Genomic DNA, 24,270 nt, shown 5'->3' on the forward strand with positions numbered 1-24,270 from the left:
TTCGGTCGCTTTGATAAGCGTTGTTACAAGGCAATGACATAGAGGTTTGATCACTGCCTGACAAATTAGAAACGGTGGCTGAGTTGGGCACCAATTAGGAACGCATTTGAATGGGTCACGCCCGTTACCATCGGTGCAGGAACACCTTCATACGCGTACTCTTCTACGTTGACATCTTCACCAATCAAGTACGTCATGCCGATGTCAACCGTGGTATCTGATGACCATTGGTAAGAGGCACCCGCAGATAACCAGTGACGGTTCGAATCTGGGATAGAAAGCGAAGTCAGCTCATCGACAGGTGTTTTGTCGAACATGTAACCCGTGCGTAGTGTCCAACGTTCATTGGCGTACCAAGTCGCACCGATGGAGTAGTGCGCGGAGTCTTGCCACTGAAAATCTTTTAGCAACTGATCATCAGCTTTCAAGCTGTCAAATGCTGACCAACCAATCCACTGCACAGAATAGTGCAGGGCAAATTTAGGTAAGACGCGGTGATAACCGGAAAACTCCGCAATATCCGGTAGCGGCATAGCAAGCGAGTCGTACGATTCGCCAGCAAAGTGGATGTCGCCCTTGGCATCGATGTTAGGGCTGTGCTTGTAGCTTAAACCCAAGCGATGACGTTCGTTAAACTCGTACATCATGCCAATATTCGCACCAAGCCCAATGCCGCCAGCTTCCACATCAAGTGCGTTGCCTTTTACGGATCCACAGCGTTGTTCTAGTTCGTTTCCAAGTATGTTCCCACCAACGCAAACACCCACGTCCATATCGCGGTACAGCTCACCAGAGCCGTAAATCACATCAATACCACCACCAATACTAAAACGGTCGTTCACCTTGTATGCCAAGCTTGCGCCAAGGTTGACACTCGCTACGCTGGTGACACCGCCAAAAACAGGTGCGCCATAGTTTGGTTTAAACTCCATGTCGGTTCCGAAGTTGGAGTATGCCGATAAGCCTAGATACCAGTCGTCGTTGATAGGGTGAATAAAGTAAAAATTGGGTACAACGGCTGGTTGACCAACGCCATCGACGTCATCAATATCGGTCACGGTTTGAGAGAAGGACGGGGTAATGTCAACTTGAGGGGACGGAGGAAAACCGCCCATACCAACATTGACATCCGCATTAATGTTAGCTCGATGATATTGCGCATTTTTAACGGTAACGTCAGGTTTGACGTAAGTGACACCGAACGATAAGGCATTTTGTTTAAACAGCGTCATCGCTGCGGCGTTGCGGCTGACTACAGACGCATTATCACCAATAACAGCATCACCAGCAAAAGCACGACCAAGACCCGTCGCCGAATGTTCGTTAATTTGAAAACCACCGGCATACGCCGTCGATGAGGCTAAACCGATTAATAAATAAATCGGTGAAAGAGTGAATTGTCGCTGCATGTTTTTTCTCATGAATTAATTAGAGATTGTATTGCAACGAAAAGCAGTAAAATAAACAAATCTGACCAGTATATTTAGGAGTAAAACTAACAGTATGTTGACAATAAATAAATTTAACTTAATAAATATTTATTGATGAATTTATTAAGGGTTCATGTCGTGAATGTGGTGATTATTTTACGTGTAAATTAAACTCAGAGCCTCTACTTTTATTTTTGCGGTATTACTTCTCTATTTTTATTGTGCTGACTGTTCCCTAACAAACAGAGGTAAATCCAGCGATAAAGTGTTCGTGATGGAAACTCTGAGTCATTTGTATTTCCATTGCATCCCAACGTTGGTAGTTCGAATCAGCAAGAGAACTATCGTTTTAAACCCACATGACACACTCCTCTCGGTCTTACCTGTGTTATGTGGGTATTTTTTATTTAACTTGCCACTTAACTCCTCTTTAAATTCAATCATCAAAATGACCATAATGAAATTTAAATGGATGGCATATTGAATAAGCTTAGATTTTACTGGTTTGTTGGTATTTAAAAGTTTTGTTTATAATACTTATAACTTGAATTTCTATATTAAAAATGATCTTTGTTATATTTATTGAATGATAAAGTTTTGAAGTGACTATAATATCTCGGATTTTTCACGTTAGTGAAGTTATTCCTTCAGTATCTTGACGTTAATTTACCTATCTTTACGTCTCGTACCCTGTACGGCTAAGACAAATAGCAGTATAAAATCAAAACGATTATTTACTTCACTCCTGCTATGAAACTCAATAAAAAATGGCTCGTTTTGTGTAGCCTACTTGCTATTGGTGCTGGTGGTTATCATTATCTGCAACGTCCAGAACCCATTTTTTCTTACGCGACAGAAGTCGTTCGCAAAGGCAATATCGAAAAGGCGGTATTAGCCAACGGCATGTTGCAAGCGTCCAAATTGGTGAATGTAGGTGCGCAAGTATCTGGGCAAATTCAACGCCTCGCTGTGAACTTAGGGGATGAGATCAAACAGGGGGACTTGATTGCACAGATTGACAGCCTGACTCAGCAAAACAGCCTCAAAGAAGCCCAAGCGTCTCTTAATAGTCTCAACGCTCAGTACCAGGCTAAGCAAGCGCAGATTAAACAAGCAAACTATGAATACGTGCGCCAAAAAGGCATGTTGGCAGCGAAAGCGAGCTCACGAGCTGATTACGAGAATGCCGAAGCGACGCTCGCCATCTACAAAGCCGAGTTAGCGCAACTGGATGCCGAAATCGAGAAAGCCAAAATCAACGTCGACAATGCGCAGTTAGATCTCGGTTACACCACCATCAACGCACCGATGGATGGCACGGTGGTCTACACCGCGGTGGAAGAAGGACAAACCGTAAACGCCAATCAAACCACGCCAACTATTATCGAGTTAGCCAAGTTAGATACGATGACGGTGAAAGCCGAAATTTCGGAAGCCGATGTGATTTTTGTTCACCCAGGCCAAACGGCGCTGTTCACCATTTTAGGCAAACCGAATCAGCAGTTTAAAGGCACATTGCGCGCCATTGAGCCGGGGCCAACCATCATGGATGGCGATGACAGCGATTTGAGCATTTCAGATAGCGACGCCATTTACTACAACGCTGTATTTGATGTGAAGAACCCGCAAGGTATTTTGCGCATCGGCATGACTGCGCAAGTTTCGATTGTCCTTGAGCAATCGGAAAATACCTTGATTGTCCCTTCACAAGTCCTGCAAAAATCTGGCGGCAAAGGCAACTATACCGTGCCAGTGCTTGAACAGGGCCAAGTGGTGCAAAAGCCCGTGACAGTGGGTATCAACAACAAAGTGAACGCAGAAATTCTCTCAGGTTTGAAGGAAGGCGACCAAGTTGTTCTTGGCAATGCTATGGATGGAGAATCATCAAGCCGAGGTGATCGTCGTCGACCTCCAATGAGGTTCTAAGATGAGTGACGTGCTTTTAAAAGTTGAGGATTTAACTCGACGTTTCGTCTCTGGAGACGAGTCGCTTACCGTGTTGAACCACATTAATTTAGAGATAAAACGCGGTGAAATGGTCGCGATCGTGGGTGCATCAGGCTCAGGTAAATCGACGCTGATGAATGTGCTCGGCTGCTTGGATAAACCGTCCAGCGGTCGATACTTCATTAATGGGCAAGATGTCTCGACGTTGGAATCTGATCAACTGGCGGAACTGCGCCGCGAGTATTTTGGCTTTATATTCCAGCGTTACCATTTGCTGGGGGACTTAACCGCGGTGGCAAACGTGGAAGTACCTGCGGTTTACGCGGGAGTTCCTCATCGTCAAAGAACGGAGCGAGCGCAGTCGTTATTGGCTCGCTTAGGGCTGGAAGATCGTTTGACTCACAAGCCCAGCCAGCTGAGTGGTGGCCAGCAACAGCGCGTGAGTGTTGCTCGTGCACTGATGAACGGTGGTGAGGTGATTCTCGCTGATGAGCCCACTGGTGCATTAGACAGTCACAGCGGGCAAGAGATGATGGCACTTCTTAGAGAGTTACATCAACTTGGGCATACGATCATCATAGTGACTCATGATATGAACGTGGCGAACTTTGCGGATCGCATCATTGAAATCAAAGATGGTGAAATCATTGCAGATACGCCAAATGCACAAGTTGTAATCAATGAGCAAGCAGCAAAGACACCGAGCGCGTCTTTTCATCGCCCAGCGCAAGCCGCCAGTAAGTGGTGGAAGTGGGACAGTTTTATTGACGCGCTCAAAATGGCGCTGCTAGCGATGTCTAGCCACAGAATGCGCACGTTTTTGACCATGCTCGGCATCATTATTGGTATAGCCTCGGTGGTTTCCGTGGTGGCACTAGGTAATGGTTCACAACAGCAAATTTTGTCGAATATTTCATCCATGGGAACAAACACCATTGATGTCAGGCCGGGCAAAGGGTTTGGTGACCGCCGCTCCGGACGAGTGAAAACGCTAACCGCCGACGATGCTAAATCGTTGGAGAGTCTACCTTTTGTCGACAGTGTCACGCCGTCTTTATCCAACAGCTTAACCGTGCGTTACGCCAATCAGGATGCAACCGCGTCTGTGGAAGGGGTTGGGGAAGATTATTTCCGTGTGCGCGGTTATGAGATCGCCAAAGGTCAGTTTTGGGATGAAGAGAGCGTGAACTCACTCGCCCAAGAAGCAGTGATTGATGACAACACCAGAAAGGAAATGTTTGCGGATAGAAATCCTATTGGTGAAGTGATTTTTCTTGGTTCATTGCCAGTGCGTATTGTGGGTGTCACGCAGAAAAAAGAAGACGCGTTTGGCAACAGCGACGCGCTGAAAATTTGGGTGCCATACACCACCATGTCGGGACGAATGATGGGACAACGCTACCTCAACGGCATTACTGTACGGATTGATGAGAACGCCCCAAGCGCAGCGGTAGAACAGAGCATCATCAACTTGTTAAAAATGCGCCACGGTACAGAAGATTTCTTCACGATTAACACTGACACCATTCGTCAGAGCATCGAGAAAACCACCGCAACCATGACGTTACTGATCTCAGCGATTGCGGTGATCTCCCTAATTGTCGGGGGAATTGGCGTAATGAACATCATGTTGGTGTCGGTGACAGAGCGCACGAAAGAGATCGGTGTGCGAATGGCTGTGGGTGCGCGGCAAGCGGATATTTTGCGTCAGTTTTTGATTGAAGCGGTACTAGTGTGTTTGTGTGGTGGCATTGCTGGTATTGGCTTGGCGTTTTTGATTGGTTTTGCATTCAGTACATCTGGCAGCAGCTTCCAAATGATTTACTCGATGAACTCGATCATCTGGGCGTTTATTTGCTCAACGTTGATTGGCATCGCTTTCGGCTTTTTACCTGCTCGTAATGCCGCCAAACTCGATCCGATAGAAGCGCTAGCGAGAGACTAAAAATGAGTAACACAATGAAATTCAAAACTCGATTGGTCGCGGCTGCCTTAAGTGCAGTGTGGTTGTCAGGTTGTGGGTCGCTTATGCGTAGTGACTATCAAGCTCCTGAGGTGCAAGTGCCTGCAAATTGGCAACAGATGCATGTTGCGGGTGATGTCAGTATGGATCCTTGGTGGTTGGCGTTTAACGACCCAACGCTTAATCAATACATTACTCAGGTGTTGGCTCAAAACAACGATTTGACGCTGGCAACGCTAACGCTAAAGAAAGCGCGTTTACAGCTGGGTTTAGCGCAAGATGACCTTTTCCCTACGTTGAGTTCTTCCACATCAGGACAAGTTCAAAAATCTCTTGATAGCGGGGAATCGGCAGATAGCTACAGCACTAACTTGTCCGTCAATTACGAGTTGGATTTGTGGGGAAAAATCTCGGCAGACGTTGACCAAGCCAAGTGGACGGCGATGGCAAGTCAACAAGATCGCGAGGCGACCGCACAAAGTTTGGTGGCAACGACGGCATCGTTATATTGGCAAATCGGCTATCTGAAACAGCGCTTAAACCTCAGTCAGCGTAATGTGGCAGACGCAGCTCAAACGCTACAATTGATTGAAAAACAGTACCAACTTGGCGCTGTGGATCAGTTAGATGTGCTTGAAGCCAAACGTACGTTGGCAAGCTTACAAGCGCAGCAAAGTGAGTTTGAACAGAGTTTACTTGAGGCAAACAACGCCTTTGCGATTTTGTTCAATCAACCGCCGAAGAGCATTAGTGTAAACATCCAAATGCTGCCTGAAGGCGATATGCCATCGTTGAGTGTTGGTGCTCCGTCTGATTTATTGATCCGCAGACCCGACATTAAAGCAGCGATTTATGAAGTCAAAGCCGCGCTAGCAAATAAAGACGCAGCAGATTTGGACTACTTGCCCAAGCTGACGCTCACTGGGGCTCTGGGTGGATCATCACAAGCGCTTAAAGACCTGCTTTCCAACCCGATTGGCAGCTTAGGTGCGGATATGACGCTACCGTTTTTGCAGTGGAATGAGATGAAAAACAGCCAAGCCATTGCCGATTTAGACTATCAATCGGCCATTGTGAGCTATCGCCAAGTGTTGTACGCCGCCTTCCAAGATGTCGAAAATGCCTTGTCAGCACGAGAAAAATTGAAGTATCAAGCGGCGCGTTTACAAGAACAATATGATGCCGCAAGTGCCGCTGAGTCCATTTATGCTGCGCGGTATCAGTATGGCTCGACATCGATCATGGACTATTTGAATGCCCAAGAAGACACCAGAAACGCACAAGCTTCTTTGTTGGAGAACCGCTACAACCAGTTTCTCACTCAGGTTACGCTTTACCAGTCTTTAGGAGGAACCGACGTTGCGCCGTTGTAATTAGGGGTCAGCACACACTAGCGAAGCGCCATGCAACAAAGCTTTTTTTGAAGGTATTACTGGTCCCATGAATGGGACCAGTAATAAAAGCTTAAGTTACTTGGCGAACTTCTTGAAAGGTGCATCAACCGGGGTGTCAGCTAGGTGATTGGTGTAGTTACTCATCACTTTTTGCGCTAGACCAAGAACAATTTCAAGCAGTTGCTGCTGTCCGTAACCCGCCGCAAAGAATTTCTCTATCTGAGACTCTTCAACTACACCACGTTGGCGCACCATTTGAAGCGTTGTCTCTCGTAGTGTTTCAAGTTTTTCGTCTGCCAATGGTGTTTGGTTGACGAGAGCATCGACAATCTCCTGATCCACTTTCATTGACGCCGCGATCGCACTATGAGCAGGAACGCAGTAGTGACAACCATGTTCAACGTTGATGGTTTGCCATACGACGGTCAATTCTTCTGCGTTAAATGATGTTTGTTGAAAGAGCTCATGCACAACTTGATAACCCTCAAGCAAGGTTGGCGCTTCAGCCATAACAGCATGAAGGTTTGGTAGCATGCCAAACGCTTTGACTGAATTTTCAATCAGGTGCTTTGATCCTTCGGGTGCGTTTTCTGCGGTATACAGTTTAAATTCTGCCATGTTTAAATCTCCTGTAATTGGATATGAGCGGATTAGGCAAGAACAGGATAGTTGATTTTGAGCGGTCGCTCAATATAAAATTGAGCATATGTTCAAAATTGATAATTGCTCATGGCGAATACAAAGAAATTCCAACGTGATGAAGTGGTGAAAGCCGCCTCGGATCTATTCTGGAAGAAAGGTTTTCATGCAACATCTACACGTGATTTACAAGATAGCGTGAATCTGCGTCCTGGAAGTATTTATGCGACGTTTGGGTCAAAAGAGGGGCTATATTGTGAAGCGCTAAAAATGTACGTTGCGAACTTGCAAGCCCTGTTTGAGTTGCATTTAGCTCAGAACACAACGGTTCTAGATGCAATAGAAGCTTTCGCGATTGATGTGGTTATCAATCAGCGAGACTCCAATCCCAGTGAAGTGTGCATGTTAGTCAAATCAGCAAGTGAATTTGCTGAGGATTTTAATGCGCTGCGCAATCAAACAATCAGCTTAGCAAACCAATTTGAATCTTTTCTTGCAAAGCTGTTTGAGCGAGCAATCGAGAATGGCGAAATTGAAGCCCAGGATACATTGCTTCTTGCTCAGTTGTTCCAGGTTCAGTTTACGGGTATACGAGCCTACTCATACCGCAGTGATGATGTAACCTTAAAGACGTTGATCTCTATTATGGTGGACAGCTTCCGCGGTAACGTACCAAAAACAGAAAGCTGAATGAGGCTGCTCAAAGTCAACGTCTCTAAATCAACGGCTTGAAGTAAGTGAGCTCAAATAAAACCGTTATCGGGGTTCGATATCGATAAAAAATGACCACGAAGCATCGTGGTCATTTTTATGCAGATTAATTTGCAATGAACAACAACGGCTTATTAAAAGCGAAACTCTTCTAAGTTATTGCTGCTTTCTAACATTTTTTCAGCCACATAACGATGCGTTGCTGTGGTTGGGTGAGTCACATCCCAGAACACGAACTTATCTGCGCCAGATGCTGCACATTCAGAACGTAATGAGTGAGTGTACATGTAGTCAACAGAGGATGAACGGTTGATGTCTAAGCAAGGGTCGCTTGCATTTACGAAACCGTGTTCTTCTGGTGCCGAGGTTAACTTCTCAAACAGTGCGTGTGTATCAAACAATGCGATGTTGTAGCCTTGGGCTTTGTAGTACATCGCTTGTGCTTTGATGAACTCGTTCATCTTCAATACTTTCGCACGAATCGTTTCAATTTCTTCCTGTGTTGAGTATTTGAACTGTGGTGCTTTGGTTGCATCAGGCAGTGTCATCAACATGAAGTTCTTCGCGCCAGCGTCTGTTAAACGAATCAGAGCTTCAGCGTAATCCGCTTTTACTTCCGGCACGCTACGGTTGTAGTTCATGAAATCATTTAAACCAAACTCTAACGTAAACAATGTGTTAGCAGGGTTGTAGTTCTTCGCCAGCTTTGTGTAGGTTAAGTAAGAAGAAACTTGTTCGCCGACACCAGTTAGCGCGATGTATTGGTTTTCACCTGCTGCGCCACCAACTGCCCAGTTGTATAGCGGTAAGTTTTTGGCTTTAGCAACGTATTCCGTCCAAACAAAACCGTTTGAGAAGTGACCCAAGAACCAGCTATTCGGGTTAGGGAAGCGCCATTGGGACGCGTTAAAGATGTTGCCTGTATCAGACAAGCTATCGCCCAAAGCCACTACCTTGTTGATTTGATCTGGTTGCATTGCAGCATCATTGCTCCAGATCGTGTGGTTATAAGAATAACGATTGTCAGCAGCAAAAAATGTAATGTCTGCGTTCTCGTTCGCTAGATCTAGTGTTTCTTCACAACGCTGGCGAATTACGTTTTGTGAGGTATTGGTGTAGAACATGTTTTTAAATGAGACAGAGCTCCACCAATAACCATCGATAGTGAAGTCACTACCATCTTGGTTTTTTGCCCATTTCCAATCGGTAGCCGCATCGTCCTTAGAGTGGCTCGTACGATACCAGCATCGAACGTACGTATAAGTTTGATTTTCTTGCGCGCTAACCACTTCAGCCGCAGAAACCATTGCCGGTGATAAAGTTGGCTCCTCTGCAATGGCGGAGGCAAGCGGAAGTAATGCAGTTAATAGTGTGATTGTTTTTTTCATCATTCACTCTTCTTGTAATGGTTATTGTTCCGAATGCGTGAATACGCTCGGCTATAACAGTATTTAGATGAGAATTTTTCTCACTAAACCTTCTAATTCTGAGTAAATGCTCAAGACAGTCAACAACTAAATATTCAATATTTCAGTTTTGGCACCACGGTCAAAAAATCCATTCAGCATAGCAATCGATTAAATGGGTGATATTTAGAATAATTACTCACTAACATTAATTTAACATTCACTTTTTGTTAATTAAGTAATTGCTTTATAAGGTTTTGTTGATGATTTTTGATGTTAACTTAAAGTGTTTATTGAATGATCTTTTGTACAAATTTGTATATTCATGAAACAAATTGTTTGGCATTTTTGCTCTGTAAACTATAGCTGAAGCTCTCATGTAAACATCATGATGATGACTTTTCATGAGAATATAGTGAATAAAAATTAGCTCAAATAAGGAATAGGGCAAATGCACTACACAACAAGTAAAAAACAAGGCTTATTTTCGTTGTCTGCCGTAGCAATAGCACTGACCACTTCGATGTCAGCGTTTGCGGCTCCACCAATGGGATTTGATGAATCTAAGTTACCGACGAAGTACATCGTCAAATTCAAAGAAGATGCAGTCAGCCGTTCTTCAATGGGGGGTAACTCATTCTGGGGGCCACGAATCGCGCAGGAGTCTGCTCTAGAACAGGTGAAGGCACGTAAGGTGGAAAAACTGGGCAATCGCGCCATTTACAGCGTTGAATTGGATGGCGATGACTTAGAGCCGCTTCGCAACCGTAGTGATGTGGAATACGTGGAAGTCGATCCACCTCGCTATTTGCTCAGCGAAACGACCCCATGGGGATATGAAGCGGTTAATGCTCAACTGTTAGCTGACTTCAATGCGGGTAATCGCACTGTATGTATTATCGATTCAGGGTACGACATTTCGCACAACGACCTAAGCGGTAACCGCGTTGCTGGTACTAACGATAGTGGTACGGGATCATGGAGTGATCCGGGTAACAACAATGCCCACGGTACTCACGTCGCGGGTACGATTGCTGCGATTGCCAACACCGAAGGTGTAAAGGGTGTGATGCCAAACCAGAATGTTAATTTGCACATCGTGAAAGTATTTAACGAATCGGGTTGGGGTTACTCATCTGGGCTTGTTAAAGCAATCCAGACCTGTGCCGATAATGGTGCTAACGTTGTGAACATGAGCCTTGGTGGTAGTCAATCAAGCCGAACTGAGCAAAATGCACTGCAAAATATTTACGATCAAGGCGTTCTATTGATCGCCGCTGCGGGTAATGATGGCAATACAGCGCACAGCTATCCAGCTTCTTATGACTCAGTGATGTCTGTTGCGGCTGTTGATAATCAAAATGATCATGCGGCGTTCTCACAATCTACTAATCAAGTTGAGATCTCAGGCCCGGGTGTGGCGATCTTATCAACGGTTACGGTAGGTGAAGGTAAACTTTCTGATATTACCTTGAATGGTGTAAGCCAGTTTGATCGTGGGATTGTTCCTCACAATCGTTTGATCAATAACGGTTCTTCGTATGTTCCGGATCCAATCGCGGGTTCAGTAACGGCAACGCTAGATAGCTGTGATGTCTCTGGCGGTAACTTTAACTGTGGTGATATGTCGGGCAAAATTTGTTTGACTGAGCGTATCGGCAACCAGTCTTCAGGAAACTACCCTGAAGTAGATGCGGTTCAGGCTTGTTACAATGCGGGTGCGCGAGCTGCAATCGTATACAGCAACTCTGAACTACCTGGTTTACAAAACCCTTTCTTGGTAGACACAAACAACGCTTATCGTATGGTTTCGGTAACGGTTGATCGTGCATTTGGTCAAGAGCTATTGGGGTATGTTGGTCAGGAAATTACTGTTGCAACAACCTCTGGTGAAGATTACGAGTACTACAATGGTACATCAATGGCGACACCGCACGTAACGGGCGTAGCTGGCTTGGTGTGGAGTTACCACCCAACCTGTACAGCAGCGCAAGTACGTAATGCCCTAGTGAAAACTGCAACAGATATTGATGTTGCTGGTCGAGACAACCGTACTGGCCACGGCCTAGTTAATGCTGAAGCGGCGAAGCTGTTCTTGGACGCTGGCTGTAATGGACCTGATGGTGGTAGCTCTTCGGACTCTAGCTTCTCAAATACCAGCCCTGTTGCGATTCCAGATAATAAATCTTCTGGCGCAATCAGTGCAGTAGAAGTCGATCGCTCTGGTGATTCAGGCACAGTAAGTATTGACGTTGATATTAGCCACACTTACATCGGTGATCTACGAGTGACTTTAACGTCACCGACTGGTGGAGAAGTTGTACTTCACAATAATACTGGCGGCAGCGCTAACGATATAAAAAACACGTTCCAAGCGGATTTTTCTGGTTTTGAATCGCAAGGTACATGGGAACTAAAAGCGGTGGACAGTGCCAGAAGAGACACAGGCACCATCAACAGTTGGACTCTGACCTTTCAATAAGGAGTGACTATGAAGAAGTTGACCTTACTTTCTTTGTCTGTGGTAGGCGCTACCGCACTATTGGCAATCGGACTGAGCTCAAGCAGCTTGGCAAACAATCAAGGATTTCCTCTCGTGGATGAACGCCAAGATCAAGCCGAGCAGCAACCTGCACGTTACTTTGTTAAGTATCATGAAGGAAAAGAGAGCGAAGTGAGAGCGCTTCTTCGTCAGCACAACATTGAAGTGGTCGATGCTCTGGTGAAACAACATGTGTTGATTGTGGTGGGTGAACAGGCGGAAGTCGATAAGCTCGCGGATCACGATGCGGTCGAATACACTGAGCAAGAGCCGACAAGAAAGCTGCTATCTAACGGAAATACGCTTCAATAAGCCAAACCTCCTTAAGATAGTGCCAAAAAGAAAAACGCCCCTCACGTGAGGGGCGTTTGTTTCATTTGTTAGTGGAAGATGAAGATTACGGACGCTCACCTGCTGCTAGGCGACGTTCGATATCTGCAACCACTTCTGGGAAGTCAGCAATGGTGTCGATGAGGTAGTGCGGCGAGCTCTTGAGCAATTTTGCACGCGCTTTTTCACGAGCGGCATTAAGCGTTGCTTCGTCCGCAGCTTGGTATTCTTCAAACGTTAGACCTGCTTCGTTACCAGAAAGCAGCAAGCCAACGGTCCACATACCGGCGTTGTGACCTTCATCGATGCCTGGGGCTGCGTCATCCACTTTGATACACGCGTTAACGTCCGTTACATTCAGCTCAATCACGTTCTTCAGTGCCATAAATGGTGCTGGGCGACCACCTTGAGGCAGGTCATCCGTTGCTACTACGTAATCCGGTTTGTATCCGTAATCCGCCGCCACTGGAATCAGCACGTCCATCACTTGGCGGGGGTAACCAGAACAAGAACCGATCTTGATGCCTTTGTCTTTCAGATCGTTTACAACTTCAATCGCATTAAGGATTGGCTCTGCGTGGTCTGCCACTTTTGCTTTTTGCAGCGGCATAAATGCTGCGTAGATAGCGTCGATGTCTTCGCTGGTCATTGAGCGACCAAACTTCTCATTCCAGCGCTTATCAACGGCAGGAATACGACCCACTGCTTGGATGTGATCCCACTTGCCAAGCCCCATTGGTTCGCGCGCTTCTTCAAGGTCGATTTCGAAATCAAAGCCTTGTTTGAATGCTTCCACAAAGATGCTGGTTGGTGCAAAAGAGCCGAAATCGACGATAGTGCCAGCCCAGTCAAAGATCACTGCTTGAATTGGTGATTTGTTCATGTTCAATCCTTTTTCTTACTTGCCAGAGCGCTTGCCTACACGTTTGAACTGCACTCTGAATCAATTGGTTTTTGTTGAGGTTAGAAGTAGTTAAAGTCTTTACACACTTTGGCGATCGCTTCTTCGAAGATCGCCAACGCTTCTGTCAGTTGTTCGCGGGTGATGATCAGCGGTGGGCTGAGTTGAATCACGTTACCTTGCGATACCTTGAAGCTCACCCCATTGTTGAGGCATTGGTACAGCACAGCTTCCGCTTCGTCATACGCGCGTGCTTTGCTTTCGTGGTCAGTAACCAGTTCAATTCCCCATAACATGCCGATGCCACGCACATCACCAATCACTGGGTATTTGGCTTTCATCTCTAGCAGCTTTTCACGCATGAACTGGCTGTCGGCTTTGGCTTTATCTAGTAAGCCGCCTTGCTCAATGGCTTCCATGGTTGCCAGTGCTGCAGCACAACCGATAGGGCTTTTCTCATGAGTGTAGTGACCCATGGAGATTTGCTCGGCGGTGTTGTATTTGTCTTTGGTTACCATGGCTGCGATAGGCACTAGGCCTCCGCCTAAACCTTTACCGATGCAGAGCATATCTGGCTCGATGTCGTAGGCTTGGTAGGTAAACCATTCACCGCTGCGACCCATGCCGTTAGGGATGTCGTCGATGATCAGCATGACATTGTGTTTGTCACAGATTTCGCGGATGCGTTTCCAGTAGGCTTTACTCGGCACTTGAACATCCGTGTTGCGGACCGCTTCTGCGATAAATGCGCCCACGCCGCCTTCTTTCTCAATCACGTATTCAAGGTAGTCGGCATAATGCACATCGCTACCGTCGGCAACTGGGAAAGCACCACGGTAAGACACTGCTGGTGGAATGCGTTCAACACCTGCCATTAATGGTCCCATGCCTTGGCGGAAACACGCTTCGCCACCTACTGAAATGGCATCCAATGATGCGCCGTGGAAGGAATCCCACAGAGACACCACCTTGTAGTTGCCCGTGATGTGGCGCGCTAGTTTAAGCGCCATGCCAACCGCAGATGTGCCACCCGGAGCAAACAGCACGCGGTTCAATTCGCCGCCACAGATTTGGGTGAGTTTTTCGGCGCATTCAATCGCGGTCTCGTTGGTAAAACGACGTGGTGAAAACGGCAGTTTGGCAATTTGCTCTTGCACTCGTTTAATCACATGCGGGTGACCGTAGCCCAATTGATGGACGTTATTGCCATGGAAGTCCATGTACTTTTTGCCCGTGGCATCTTGGATGTAGATGCCTTCCGCTGCTTCCAAGTTATCTAAGCAAGGCGTCGACATGGCTTGATGAAGAAAGACCTCCGAATCACGCTTCAACAATGCTTGCGTGCGTTCGTCGTCCATCGATGCATTCCAAGCTTGGCGCGCCGGTGTCGTGTTGACATCGCCTTCACTACGAAAATGGGTCGGTTTGATGTTCTGAGTCATAACGCTCTCTCAACCAGAAGGCTGCTTTACGCAACTTGCCAGTACATTGCTTTTTCAATCGCACCGATTAAGCGCTCGATATCTGCTGGGTAAACTTCACCAATGTTGCCGATACGGAAGCAATCTGCGTTCGATACTTTACCCGGATAAATCACGAAGCCTTGCTCTTTCAAACGCGTGTAGAACGCTTTGAATTGGTAATCACTGTGTGTTGGAGAGTAGAAAGAAGTGATGATTGGCGAGTGAAGGTCATCACTCAGTAGCGGTTCGAAACCAAGAGAGCGCATACCTGCAACCAGTGTTTTCTGGTTAGTTTGGTAACGGTTATGACGAGCCTCAATGCCGCCTTCTTGTTCCAGCTCTAGTAATGCTTGGTAGAAAGCGCGAACCGTGTGCGTAGGAGACGTGAAACGCCATTTGCCGTGGTTCACTTCCATGCAGTGCCACTGGTCGTAAAGATCAAGGCTCAAAGAACGTGCCTGACCTTGGCACTTTTCGAGTTCCGTTTGTTTCGCAATCACAAAGCCAAAGCCCGGCACGCCTTGAATACATTTGTTTGCAGAGCTGATCATAAAATCGATGCCTAGTTCTGCGATATCGATAGGAATCCCGCCGAAGCTCGACATGGCATCGAGAATCACCACTTTACCGTGCGCTTTTGCCGCAGAAGCAAATGCCTCAATTGGGTTAAGCATGCCAGTGGTTGTCTCACAGTGAACAATCGCCACGTGTGTGATAGCAGGGTCCGATGCCAATGCAGTTTCCACCTCGTTCAAGTGTGGCTGTGATGTTTCGCCTGGGGAAACAACATGGCATGGAATATTTAGGTAATCAGCGATCTGGGCGATACGCGCACCGTAAGCACCGTTGTCGACAACCAACAATTTTCCATCTTTGCCAATGGCGCTGCCAATCGTGGCTTCTACCGACGCAGTGCCGCTGCCTTGCATTAGTACGCTGGTGTAGCCGTCTTGGTTGGTTGCCAGTTTTACAAGCTTAGTGCGGATCACTTCGACAATGTCTTTGTTGTATTCATCATCCCAAGTACACCAGTCTTTAAGCATGGCTTCACGAACGCTTTCAGAAGTGGATAAAGGGCCAGGAGTCAGTAGTAGGTATTCGTTTTTCATCTCGATTTCCATCAGAATAATTTAATTGGTCTACACCAAAATTGAGTTCACTCTAACAAGGATGAAAAAGGGTCGTAAATAGCCATTCAGTGAATTTCATAAAACTTTAATATCCAAAATTTCACCGATCAGTTGGTCGCCTATTTATCGATAATTTTCTCAAAACTGCCATTTTATGGTCATGATTTCGTCACAAAGGCTCAGTAGGGTGTATATCGTCAACTGGTACAGACCAAAATGAAAACTTAGCCAAATTAACTGGAGAAAATGATGAAAAACCGTTTGATGAAAGGATCGCTGGCTGCGCTTGTCTCTCTGCTTGCTACCAATGCAATGGCTGCACAGGAAGTGACGGTTTACACCGCTTTCGAAACTGACATTCTTGCTAAATACAAGTCTGCGTTTGAGAAAGACAACCCAGATATCAAGATTAAGTGGGTTCGTGATTCAACAGGTATCATGACGGCGAAATTGCTGGCAGAAAAGAATAACCCTCAAGCAGAAGTGGTTTGGGGTCTTGCTGGCTCGTCAATGGCACTGCTTAAAGATGAAGGTCTTCTTAAGCCTTACACACCAAAAGGTTTGGAAGAGCTGCACGCGAATCTAAACGACCCTCAATCAAACCAAGCTTGGTTCGGTAACGATGCGTTCTTTAACGCAGTTTGTTTCAACGAAGCGGTTGCCAAACAACTTAACCTGCCTAAGCCAACGTCTTGGGAAGACCTCACTAAGCCAGTTTATAAAGGTCACATTGCTATGCCTAACCCAGCTTCTTCAGGTACTGGTTACATGCAGGTGTCTGCTTGGTTACAAAACATGGGTGAAGATCAGGCATGGAACTACATGCGTGACTTAGACAAAAACATTGCTCACTACACACACTCTGGTTCTAAGCCATGTGTTCAGGCGGGTATGGGCGAAGTGGCTATCGGTATCTCTATGGCAAGTCGCGGCGCGAAGCTGAAAACACAAGGTGCACCACTAGCGGTTATCACACCAAAAGGCATCGGCTGGGAATCAGAAGCGGTTGGTCTAGTAAAAGAGTCTGATGCAGCGAAACGTGTTGTCGACTGGTCAATCTCTAAAGCGGCAAACGAGCTTTACGTAGAAATGTACCCAGTGGTTGCACATAAAGAAGTGAAAGCGACTGTATCTAACTTCCCGAATGTTCAAGAGAACATGGCGAAGATGGACTTCGCGCAAATGGGCAGCAAGCGTGCAGAGATTCTAGCGGCATGGTCTGAGAAGTTCGACGCGAAATCAGAGCCAAAGTCTTAATTGAATTTGCTTGAGTTGAATGTTGAAATCCACCTCGGTTGAGGTGGATTTTTTGTTTTCTCTGTTATTTCAGAGTTTGCTGCAAGTAGATTCCTAGTCTCACCTAGGTTCGCTGGAATGACGGACTTAAGAAAGTCGGGAATCTCTAATTACCACTCTCATCTCCCTTCATCTATTTGTCATCTTCTGGCTATAAATTTGTCATTGGAACGTAACACTCCAAAACTAAAGTTGGTATATACCATTTGGAGCGTGTGTTATGTCAACTAACCAACATTACCTAAATATCGAAAATGTAGTGAAGCAATTCGGACAGTTCACTGCATTAAAGAAAATCTCGCTAGCGATTGAAAAGGGCGAGTTCGTTTGTTTTCTTGGTCCTTCTGGCTGCGGTAAAACCACTCTGCTACGTGCCATTGCAGGTTTAGACTTGCCAACGTCTGGTGCGATTTTTCAAAACGGTCAAGAGACCACATTCCTACCACCAGAGAAGCGCGATTTCGGCATCGTATTCCAATCTTATGCTTTGTTTCCGAACCTAACTGTGCAAGAGAATATTGCAGTGGGTTTGAAGAACCAAGGTATGTCGACCAAAGAAGCGCTAGAGAAAGTAGATTACTGGTTAGAAACCATTGGTCTTCCAACCTCTGGCGAGAAATTCCCTAACCAACTTTCTGGTGGTCAACAGCAGCGTGTAGCACTCGCTCGCGCATTAGCGTTGTCTCCGGGTCTACTGCTACTTGATGAGCCGCTGTCAGCGCTGGATGCAAAAGTACGTGTTCACTTACGTGACGAGATTTGTAAGCTGCAACGTCAGCTTGGCATCACCACCATCATGGTTACGCACGATCAGGACGAAGCGCTGTCGATGGCGGATCGTATCGTGGTAATGAACCATGGCGTGATTGAGCAAGTCGGCACACCTCAAGAGATCTACCAACAACCAGCCACGCGCTTTGTCGCTGAGTTTGTCGGCAGCATGAACTTTATTGAAACCTCAGTCGCAACGGATTCCCAAATACGCATTGCAGAAACCTTAATGCCAGCGCCAAGCTTGACCAATCGTAAGATCGAACGTGGTGACCGCTTCGACCTTGCGGTGCGTCCTGAAAGCATCAAGTTTGTTGAAAACTACAACAACTCTTTACCAGTGCGAGTTACCGCAACCGAGTTTCTGGGGGCGTTTTTCCGCATTGATTGTGTATTGCAAAACGACAGCTCAACGAAAACCATCGTAGTGGATGTGCCCGTGGAAACGGTTCAAAAACTCAATATCAAAGCGGGCGATGTACGTTACATCCAGTTTGCTGAAGAAGGGCTGCATGGTTACGCCGTGCCCTCGGTTGATAAAGCGCTAGCGGCGTAGGTGTAAACATGGATGCGAAGACAATGACGATGAATAGCCTGACCACACAAGACAAAGCAAAATCCTTACTCGGACGTGTTAGCCGCGACAACCTTGTGTTGTTCGGTTTGCTCGCTGGTTTGTCGACCATGATGGTGCTGTTCATCTTAATGCCGCTTTGGGCAATGTTGACCAAGAGTGTGCAAAATGCCAATGGCGAATTTGTTGGATTGGCAAACTTTGCGACGTACTTTTCCTCTTCAAGCTTGTGGGTGTCGGTGGGCAACACCTTCACTTTGGGCGTGATTGTAACCTCGGTGGTGGGTGTACTTGCGTTTGGGTATGCCTACGCGCTGACTCGTTCATGCATGCCGTTTAAAGGTTTGTTCCAAATCTTAGGTACTGCGCCAATCCTTGCGCCTTCGTTGTTGCCGGCGATCAGTTTGATCTTCCTTTTCGGTAATCAAGGTATTGCCAAAGAAATGCTGTTGGGAAACTCGATTTATGGCGTAATTGGTATCTCGATGGGTTTGATCTTCTGGACCTTTCCTCATGCATTGATGATCTTAACCACGTCGCTGCGCACTTCAGATGCCCGCTTGTATGAAGCAGCCCGCGCACTGAAAACTTCACCCATCAAAACCTTCTTTATGGTGACGTTACCTGCGGCGAAATACGGTTTGATCAGTACGCTTATCGTCGTTTTTACACTGGTTATCACGGACTTTGGTGTGCCGAAAGTGATTGGTGGCAGCTATAACGTTCTGGCGACTGACATCTTCAAGCAAGTTGTGGGACAGCAAAACTTTGCCATGGGTGCGGTAACCAGCATTATGTTGTTATTCCCTGCGGTAATGGCGTTCGGTGCAGACCGCTGGGTACAGAAAAAACAAAAGAGCTTATTCGACACGCGCTCGGTGCCTTATCAGCCAGAACCCAACAAAGCGCGCGACAGCATTTGTTTGGTTTACTGCTGCATCATTTCTATCGCAGTGTTGGCTGTGCTTGGCATGGCGGTGTATGGCTCGTTAGTTACGTTCTGGCCTTGGAACAAAGCGCTGACGCTAAACAACTACAACTTTGCTGAAATGAGCACCTACGGTTGGAGCCCATTCTTCAACTCGTTAACGCTGGCAGGTTGGACGGCAGTTATTGGTACAGCCATCATCTTTGTCGGTGCTTACTGCATTGAGAAAGGACGTGCGTTTGGTCCAATTCGTCAAGTGATGCAAATGCTTAGCGTGGTGCCAATGGCGGTTCCTGGTATGGTGCTTGGCTTGGGTTACATCTTTTACTTCAATGATGCGAACAATCCTTTGAACGTGCTTTATGGCACCATGGCATTCTTGGTGATTAACACGGTAGTCCATTACTACACAGTAGGTCACATGACTGCCCTGACAGCGCTAAAGCAGTTGCCATCGGAGATTGAAGCCACGGCGGCATCGGTGAAGCTTCCTCAATACAAGTTGTTCTTTAAAGTGACATTACCTGTGTGTTTACCTGCGATTTTGGACATTGCGACTTACTTGTTTGTTAATGCATTGACCACCACTTCTGCGGTAGTATTCCTTTACTCAACCGATACGATTCCGGCTTCGGTCTCGATTCTGAATATGGACGATGCAGGTCAAACTGGCGCTGCAGCGGCAATGGCGGTGATGATCATGATTGCTGCCGCAATTGCGAAGATTGTTCAGATGACTTTGGGTAAATTGTTAGAGAATCGCACACAAGCTTGGCGCAAAAGATAAGGACACTTCGTGCAATACGTAAAAATTAAAGATTCGATTGTTGAACAGATTGAAGCGGGCATGCTATCGCCGCGTCAAAAACTGCCAGCAGAGCGTAAGTTGGCGGAGTCGTTCGATACTACACGCGTCACTCTGCGTGAAGCTTTATCACTGCTGGAAGCAGAAGGTCGAATCTATCGCGAAGATCGCCGAGGTTGGTTTATCTCACCTGAGCCATTGCGTTACGACCCAACCCAAACGCTGAACTTCCCGAACATGGCGAAAGCGCAAAATCGTGTGCCAAAAACGGAGTTGGTCGCAGCAAAAGGAACGTTGGCAAACAAACAAGCCGCGCGCTTGCTGGACTTGCAGCCTTTCTCGGACGTGTATCGAGTCGACCGAGTGCGATACCTTGAAGATAGACCTGTGGTATTCGTAACAAACTACATTCGCCCAGAGCTGTTTCCGAACCTGCTGGACTACGATTTATCAAATTCACTGACGGACATTTACCGCGATCATTATGGCGTGACGTATCAAAAGATTCGCTACCGCATTTCAACCAGTACTTTGTTGGGTGAAATGGCTCAGGCATTGCGTGCGACAGCCGGTACGCCAGCGATGGTAGTGGAGCGCATCAACTACAACCAGCATGGTGAGTTGATTGATTGCGATATCGAGTATTGGCGACACGATGCCATCAGCATTGAATCTCTGGCGGAACTCAATCGTTAAGTGGATTTTCTCATTATCTAAGGCTCCATCTCGGGGCCTTTATTTTATTCAGACAGGAACATTGAAATGGATTTGTTGGCGATTGGTCTCGTCGTTTTTTCTGCTGTTCTCCATGCGGGCTGGAATATCCTTGGTAAAAGCAACTCAGGTTCTGGACTTGCGTTTACTATGGCCGCCAGCTTTTCAGCATGTTTCATTCTTACCCCTTATTTGATTTGGTATTTGGCAACCATTGGCTGGACATCATTACCGAGTGAGTTTTGGGGATTGCTGTTCATTAGCGGCATTTCACAAATGGTCTATCTGGTCGGCTTGATTGTCGCTTATAAGCACGCAGACGTGGGCGTGGTTTATCCGATTGCTCGGGCACTGCCTGTGATGATGGTCGGCGCAATCAGTGTGGCATTAGGGCATGAATTATCCAGTCAGCAGTGGCTTGGATTCTTGCTGATAACCCTTGGTTGTATGCTGGTACCACTGACGAACTTTCGTCAGATGACGCTGAGCTCTTATTTGAATGTCGGTGTGTTCTGGGCATTAATTGCCGCAATAGGCACAACGGGTTACTCCGTGGTTGATAAAGAAGCGCTGAGTTTACTCACAGGACAAGCATCAGAGATCTTGAATGATCAGTACAGTGCAATCTTCTATTTGGGCGTGCAGTTTTGGGCAATTGGTATTCCTGCCCTTGTGTGGTGCTTGGTTACGGGCAAGCCAGATGAGATTAAGACAGCCTGGCATATCCGAAAAATAGCCAGCATGGCAGGGGTAATGATGGCATCCACCTACGGCTTGGTGCTGTTTGCGATGACCATGACCGACAACGTGAGTTTGGTCGTAGCACTAAGGCAAATCAGTATTGTGTTTGGATTGTTTATGGGGATTTGGTTTTTGTCTGAGAAATGGTATCTCACCCGAGGGCTTGGCGTTACTTCTATCGTGGCGGGGATCATTCTCGCGCTTGCGTATTGACCTATATTCACGAAAAAAGGCAGCGAATGAGCCTCTCGCTGCCTTTTGTATTAACTTGTAAGCCTTGTTTAAAAACGCAGTTGCGCACCAAACATCACGCCGCTAGAGTCAAAATCGCTGTTTTTTGAGTACACATATTCTGCATTCAAACCAAAGTGTTTATAGCTCCAGCCGATACCGCCAGCCGCTTCACCTCCGACACTTGAGTGTTCGATGTTCTTGCTCTGACCGTTCATTTTATAAGTGTATTCGAGAGTGTAGAGAGTGACACCTGCCTTGCCGTACAGTTCGAAACCTGAACCCAGAGGATAGCTAGCATAGCCACTCAAGCGAGGTCCGGAGAAGCTCGTATCGGTGACTTCTGAAATCGGACTCACGAGTATCGAGCCGATACCGTCAAACGCGCCTTTATAACCTGCTTCGATACCAAAGTTATGTGTTGGCATGTAGCGGTAATATATTTCACCTAAGAACATGTCGCCTGATTCTTTGCTTGTCGGCGCATCGTAGTTCACATCGCCATAGCCAATGTTTGTACCTATGATGTGCTCACTGGTTTCTGCATTGGCTGACAAAGAAAAAGCCGACAACACTAAAGCAGTAATGAATGAATAACGCATGAACGCTTCTCCTTAGCTTTTAGCTTGCTCGCCTTTTAATATTTGTTCGAAAGTGACCTTGGTGTTGTCTAGCCATTCATAACGGCGACGATACATCGAACGCTTAGAGCGCGACATGCCTTCGATATCTCGACGGGGTGCATTTACATCAATTGAGTAAAAATGACGATTGTATTCGGTGCCGCCCAATTCTTGCCAGAGTGCATCGTAATCCGTTTTGATTCGCCCTTTGCTGTAGCGCTTAGCTGCGTAAGTATGGGACTGCGTTTTCACTGCTAGAATCGTGTTCACTTCCCAAATTTGTGCGAGCAAAGTGAGCAAGCTCACCATCAAGCTTTTTGGTCTCTGTCCGTAAAGCTTACGAGTTAGCTTTTTAATTTTCGCGTTGTTTTCTTCACTGCTTCGCGGTCCTTGTAAGCCGCCAATCATAATGCTGCGTCCAGATTCGATGTGACCGAGCGTAAAAGAGAGCGTGTAGAAGTTGCCATCTTCAGCGCTGTGCAGCACTAGGCTCATATCGCCTTCTTTTTGATAACGTGCTTCGTATACTAATCTCACCGAGTACAGGATTTCGTCAATTTCAAAAGAGGCTAATGTTAGGCCTTTCGAGTCTGTGTAGATTTCTTCGATTGTTTGTTTAGAAAACAGTTCTGAAATAGTTTTATAGTGATCAACTACCAAGTTAGAACGATCGAACGCTGAGTTGTTTTTGATGATATACGGACGAAACGGTTTCTCTAAAAACCGATGCGTACGTGTACAAAGCAACTCTAACAATGACGATTCAATATTGTCTGAAAGGTGCTTAAATGCACGTTTGTAATAAAGCGCACGTAAGATGAACTTAGCTCTGTAGGTCCAAATTGGCTTGTAGACATCAGCATAATCATCTGAGTAAATCGATTTGCTATGGTAAAAAATGGATTTGTTCGCGGTCATTTTCACTCCAGATTAACTTGTGCTCAATAGCGACAATTAAGAACCGACGGACGAGCAGCGAAGAACCCGAAAAGGAGGAATGCAAAGCACGACTGAAAAGAGGTGGTTTTTGCTGTGTCCGACGTTTGTGTAAGGTTTTGAACACTGTTCTTTTGCTGAAATTCTAAGAGAAAATTGACCTTAGGTATTGTATGGTTTGGTAAGGAAGTGTCAGGTTGAAACCCATTGTTCAAAAGAAAGAAAATGCGAATGTCGGCTGAATATGACGTTGAGTTGCTAAGTTAATGTGAAATAAGTTGAACGAAAATTGAACATTATTTGAAATTGTTTTGACGTGTTTTAGGTCTTTATACGTACCTTATAAGTATCGAGCCAATTTTGGCCCGATGTAAAGGTAAGTAAGGAGAGGTTTATGAAACGCTTAACAACTTTAGCAAGTACGATTGCTCTGATTGCTGCACCTTCTATGGCTCTTGCTGGTGGTTATCAGTGGACAAACGATACCGAAACTATCCATGGCGACGTAATGGATAGCAAACAAGCGGCTTATGAAATGGGCCGAGACATGATCCAAAGCTACCAAAATAAATCATCTGGACAACTCCGTGATGAGTTTACGAGCCTTACAACGTATGTTGATCGCCAATCGTTTTCTATCACTGACTCAAAAGTCATGGTAAATGAGTTCTTGCAAAGTGACGGGCAAGTTGTTTACCAGCCTATTCTCAATGTTCAATACGAGTACCGCATGCGTGATACCGGTAAATACTAACCAGTAAGACGGACTTGAATTGTTTACTACTAATATTTTTT

Annotated in this window: 20 protein-coding genes; 12 read left to right on the forward strand and 8 right to left on the reverse strand. The window is 46.2% G+C overall.

The window, feature by feature from the left end:
- Window positions 1-65: 65 nt before the first annotated feature.
- On the reverse strand, window positions 66-1,409 hold the full coding sequence (locus N646_RS18150) for an OmpP1/FadL family transporter (protein ID WP_017819742.1): 1,344 nt from the start codon (window positions 1,407-1,409) through the stop codon (window positions 66-68).
- A 771-nt stretch (window positions 1,410-2,180) separates the two neighbouring features.
- On the opposite strand from N646_RS18150, the gene N646_RS18155 reads away from it, so the two are divergent.
- From N646_RS18155 to N646_RS18165, 3 genes are read left to right on the forward strand one after another with little or no spacing between them, the layout of a single operon-like run.
- Window positions 2,181-3,356 carry an efflux RND transporter periplasmic adaptor subunit gene (locus N646_RS18155; protein ID WP_017819744.1) on the forward strand — a complete coding sequence of 392 codons (1,176 nt, stop codon included), beginning with the start codon at window positions 2,181-2,183 and terminating at the stop codon, window positions 3,354-3,356.
- Between the two features lies 1 nt (window position 3,357).
- Complete coding sequence (locus tag N646_RS18160) at window positions 3,358-5,322, forward strand: MacB family efflux pump subunit (RefSeq protein WP_017819745.1); 1,965 nt, start codon at window positions 3,358-3,360, stop codon at window positions 5,320-5,322.
- Between the two features lie 14 nt (window positions 5,323-5,336).
- Window positions 5,337-6,713, forward strand: a complete 1,377-nt coding sequence (locus tag N646_RS18165) for an efflux transporter outer membrane subunit (RefSeq protein ID WP_021035914.1) — start codon at window positions 5,337-5,339, stop codon at window positions 6,711-6,713.
- A 96-nt stretch (window positions 6,714-6,809) separates the two neighbouring features.
- Here the strand turns inward: N646_RS18165 and N646_RS18170 are convergent, their stop codons facing one another.
- Complete coding sequence (locus N646_RS18170; protein ID WP_005374097.1) at window positions 6,810-7,352, reverse strand: carboxymuconolactone decarboxylase family protein; 543 nt, start codon at window positions 7,350-7,352, stop codon at window positions 6,810-6,812.
- Window positions 7,353-7,463: 111 nt separating this feature from the next.
- On the opposite strand from N646_RS18170, the gene N646_RS18175 reads away from it, so the two are divergent.
- Window positions 7,464-8,063 carry a TetR/AcrR family transcriptional regulator gene (locus N646_RS18175; RefSeq protein ID WP_017819747.1) on the forward strand — a complete coding sequence of 200 codons (600 nt, stop codon included), beginning with the start codon at window positions 7,464-7,466 and terminating at the stop codon, window positions 8,061-8,063.
- Between the two features lie 155 nt (window positions 8,064-8,218).
- Here N646_RS18175 and N646_RS18180 read toward each other — a convergent pair whose 3' ends face one another.
- A complete protein-coding gene (locus tag N646_RS18180) occupies window positions 8,219-9,475 on the reverse strand; it encodes a type 2 secretion system lipase (RefSeq protein ID WP_017819748.1) in 1,257 nt (418 codons plus the stop codon).
- A 466-nt stretch (window positions 9,476-9,941) separates the two neighbouring features.
- On the opposite strand from N646_RS18180, the gene N646_RS18185 reads away from it, so the two are divergent.
- On the forward strand, window positions 9,942-11,972 hold the full coding sequence (locus N646_RS18185) for a S8 family serine peptidase (protein WP_017819749.1): 2,031 nt from the start codon (window positions 9,942-9,944) through the stop codon (window positions 11,970-11,972).
- A gap of 9 nt (window positions 11,973-11,981) precedes the next feature.
- Window positions 11,982-12,344 carry a hypothetical protein gene (locus N646_RS18190; protein ID WP_017819750.1) on the forward strand — a complete coding sequence of 121 codons (363 nt, stop codon included), beginning with the start codon at window positions 11,982-11,984 and terminating at the stop codon, window positions 12,342-12,344.
- Window positions 12,345-12,429: 85 nt separating this feature from the next.
- On the opposite strand, the gene phnX is transcribed toward N646_RS18190, so the two are convergent.
- From phnX to phnW, 3 genes are all read right to left on the reverse strand, one after another.
- Complete coding sequence (phnX, locus tag N646_RS18195; RefSeq protein ID WP_017819751.1) at window positions 12,430-13,245, reverse strand: phosphonoacetaldehyde hydrolase; 816 nt, start codon at window positions 13,243-13,245, stop codon at window positions 12,430-12,432.
- 80 nt (window positions 13,246-13,325) lie between these two features.
- Complete coding sequence (locus N646_RS18200) at window positions 13,326-14,705, reverse strand: aspartate aminotransferase family protein (RefSeq protein ID WP_017819752.1); 1,380 nt, start codon at window positions 14,703-14,705, stop codon at window positions 13,326-13,328.
- Between the two features lie 26 nt (window positions 14,706-14,731).
- On the reverse strand, window positions 14,732-15,835 hold the full coding sequence (phnW, locus tag N646_RS18205; protein ID WP_017819753.1) for a 2-aminoethylphosphonate--pyruvate transaminase: 1,104 nt from the start codon (window positions 15,833-15,835) through the stop codon (window positions 14,732-14,734).
- 267 nt (window positions 15,836-16,102) lie between these two features.
- Here phnW and N646_RS18210 point away from each other — a divergent pair, with 267 nt between their 5' ends.
- The 5 genes from N646_RS18210 (at window position 16,103) to N646_RS18230 (ending at window position 21,898) form a co-directional block, all read left to right on the forward strand.
- A complete protein-coding gene (locus N646_RS18210) occupies window positions 16,103-17,113 on the forward strand; it encodes a putative 2-aminoethylphosphonate ABC transporter substrate-binding protein (protein WP_005384363.1) in 1,011 nt (336 codons plus the stop codon).
- A 259-nt stretch (window positions 17,114-17,372) separates the two neighbouring features.
- Window positions 17,373-18,479, forward strand: coding sequence for a putative 2-aminoethylphosphonate ABC transporter ATP-binding protein (locus tag N646_RS18215; protein ID WP_017819754.1), 1,107 nt, complete (start codon window positions 17,373-17,375; stop codon window positions 18,477-18,479).
- Window positions 18,480-18,487: 8 nt separating this feature from the next.
- A complete protein-coding gene (locus N646_RS18220) occupies window positions 18,488-20,212 on the forward strand; it encodes a putative 2-aminoethylphosphonate ABC transporter permease subunit (RefSeq protein WP_017819755.1) in 1,725 nt (574 codons plus the stop codon).
- Between the two features lie 9 nt (window positions 20,213-20,221).
- Complete coding sequence (gene phnR / locus N646_RS18225) at window positions 20,222-20,926, forward strand: phosphonate utilization transcriptional regulator PhnR (protein WP_005442366.1); 705 nt, start codon at window positions 20,222-20,224, stop codon at window positions 20,924-20,926.
- Window positions 20,927-20,992: 66 nt separating this feature from the next.
- On the forward strand, window positions 20,993-21,898 hold the full coding sequence (locus N646_RS18230; protein ID WP_017819756.1) for an EamA family transporter: 906 nt from the start codon (window positions 20,993-20,995) through the stop codon (window positions 21,896-21,898).
- A 68-nt stretch (window positions 21,899-21,966) separates the two neighbouring features.
- On the opposite strand, the gene N646_RS18235 is transcribed toward N646_RS18230, so the two are convergent.
- Both N646_RS18235 and N646_RS18240 read right to left on the reverse strand, forming a co-directional pair.
- Window positions 21,967-22,518 carry an outer membrane beta-barrel protein gene (locus N646_RS18235; RefSeq protein WP_017819757.1) on the reverse strand — a complete coding sequence of 184 codons (552 nt, stop codon included), beginning with the start codon at window positions 22,516-22,518 and terminating at the stop codon, window positions 21,967-21,969.
- Between the two features lie 12 nt (window positions 22,519-22,530).
- Window positions 22,531-23,457 carry a VirK/YbjX family protein gene (locus N646_RS18240; RefSeq protein ID WP_005374042.1) on the reverse strand — a complete coding sequence of 309 codons (927 nt, stop codon included), beginning with the start codon at window positions 23,455-23,457 and terminating at the stop codon, window positions 22,531-22,533.
- 412 nt (window positions 23,458-23,869) lie between these two features.
- Between N646_RS18240 and N646_RS18245 the strand changes: the two genes are divergently transcribed.
- Window positions 23,870-24,229 carry a DUF3316 domain-containing protein gene (locus N646_RS18245; RefSeq protein ID WP_017819758.1) on the forward strand — a complete coding sequence of 120 codons (360 nt, stop codon included), beginning with the start codon at window positions 23,870-23,872 and terminating at the stop codon, window positions 24,227-24,229.
- Window positions 24,230-24,270: the final 41 nt, after the last annotated feature.

Origin of the sequence: Vibrio alginolyticus NBRC 15630 = ATCC 17749 (genome assembly GCF_000354175.2) — a bacterium.
Classification (GTDB): domain Bacteria; phylum Pseudomonadota; class Gammaproteobacteria; order Enterobacterales; family Vibrionaceae; genus Vibrio; species Vibrio alginolyticus.

Coding starts and splice junctions, on each gene's coding strand:
- N646_RS18150 (WP_017819742.1), bottom strand. CDS start 1,409: ATGCAGCGACAATTCACTCTTTCACCGATTTATTTATTAATCGGTTTA.
- N646_RS18155 (WP_017819744.1), top strand. CDS start 2,181: ATGAAACTCAATAAAAAATGGCTCGTTTTGTGTAGCCTACTTGCTATT.
- N646_RS18160 (WP_017819745.1), top strand. CDS start 3,358: ATGAGTGACGTGCTTTTAAAAGTTGAGGATTTAACTCGACGTTTCGTC.
- N646_RS18165 (WP_021035914.1), top strand. CDS start 5,337: ATGAAATTCAAAACTCGATTGGTCGCGGCTGCCTTAAGTGCAGTGTGG.
- N646_RS18170 (WP_005374097.1), bottom strand. CDS start 7,352: ATGGCAGAATTTAAACTGTATACCGCAGAAAACGCACCCGAAGGATCA.
- N646_RS18175 (WP_017819747.1), top strand. CDS start 7,464: ATGGCGAATACAAAGAAATTCCAACGTGATGAAGTGGTGAAAGCCGCC.
- N646_RS18180 (WP_017819748.1), bottom strand. CDS start 9,475: ATGATGAAAAAAACAATCACACTATTAACTGCATTACTTCCGCTTGCC.
- N646_RS18185 (WP_017819749.1), top strand. CDS start 9,942: ATGCACTACACAACAAGTAAAAAACAAGGCTTATTTTCGTTGTCTGCC.
- N646_RS18190 (WP_017819750.1), top strand. CDS start 11,982: ATGAAGAAGTTGACCTTACTTTCTTTGTCTGTGGTAGGCGCTACCGCA.
- phnX (WP_017819751.1), bottom strand. CDS start 13,245: ATGAACAAATCACCAATTCAAGCAGTGATCTTTGACTGGGCTGGCACT.
- N646_RS18200 (WP_017819752.1), bottom strand. CDS start 14,705: ATGACTCAGAACATCAAACCGACCCATTTTCGTAGTGAAGGCGATGTC.
- phnW (WP_017819753.1), bottom strand. CDS start 15,835: ATGAAAAACGAATACCTACTACTGACTCCTGGCCCTTTATCCACTTCT.
- N646_RS18210 (WP_005384363.1), top strand. CDS start 16,103: ATGATGAAAAACCGTTTGATGAAAGGATCGCTGGCTGCGCTTGTCTCT.
- N646_RS18215 (WP_017819754.1), top strand. CDS start 17,373: ATGTCAACTAACCAACATTACCTAAATATCGAAAATGTAGTGAAGCAA.
- N646_RS18220 (WP_017819755.1), top strand. CDS start 18,488: ATGGATGCGAAGACAATGACGATGAATAGCCTGACCACACAAGACAAA.
- N646_RS18230 (WP_017819756.1), top strand. CDS start 20,993: ATGGATTTGTTGGCGATTGGTCTCGTCGTTTTTTCTGCTGTTCTCCAT.
- N646_RS18235 (WP_017819757.1), bottom strand. CDS start 22,518: ATGCGTTATTCATTCATTACTGCTTTAGTGTTGTCGGCTTTTTCTTTG.
- N646_RS18240 (WP_005374042.1), bottom strand. CDS start 23,457: ATGACCGCGAACAAATCCATTTTTTACCATAGCAAATCGATTTACTCA.
- N646_RS18245 (WP_017819758.1), top strand. CDS start 23,870: ATGAAACGCTTAACAACTTTAGCAAGTACGATTGCTCTGATTGCTGCA.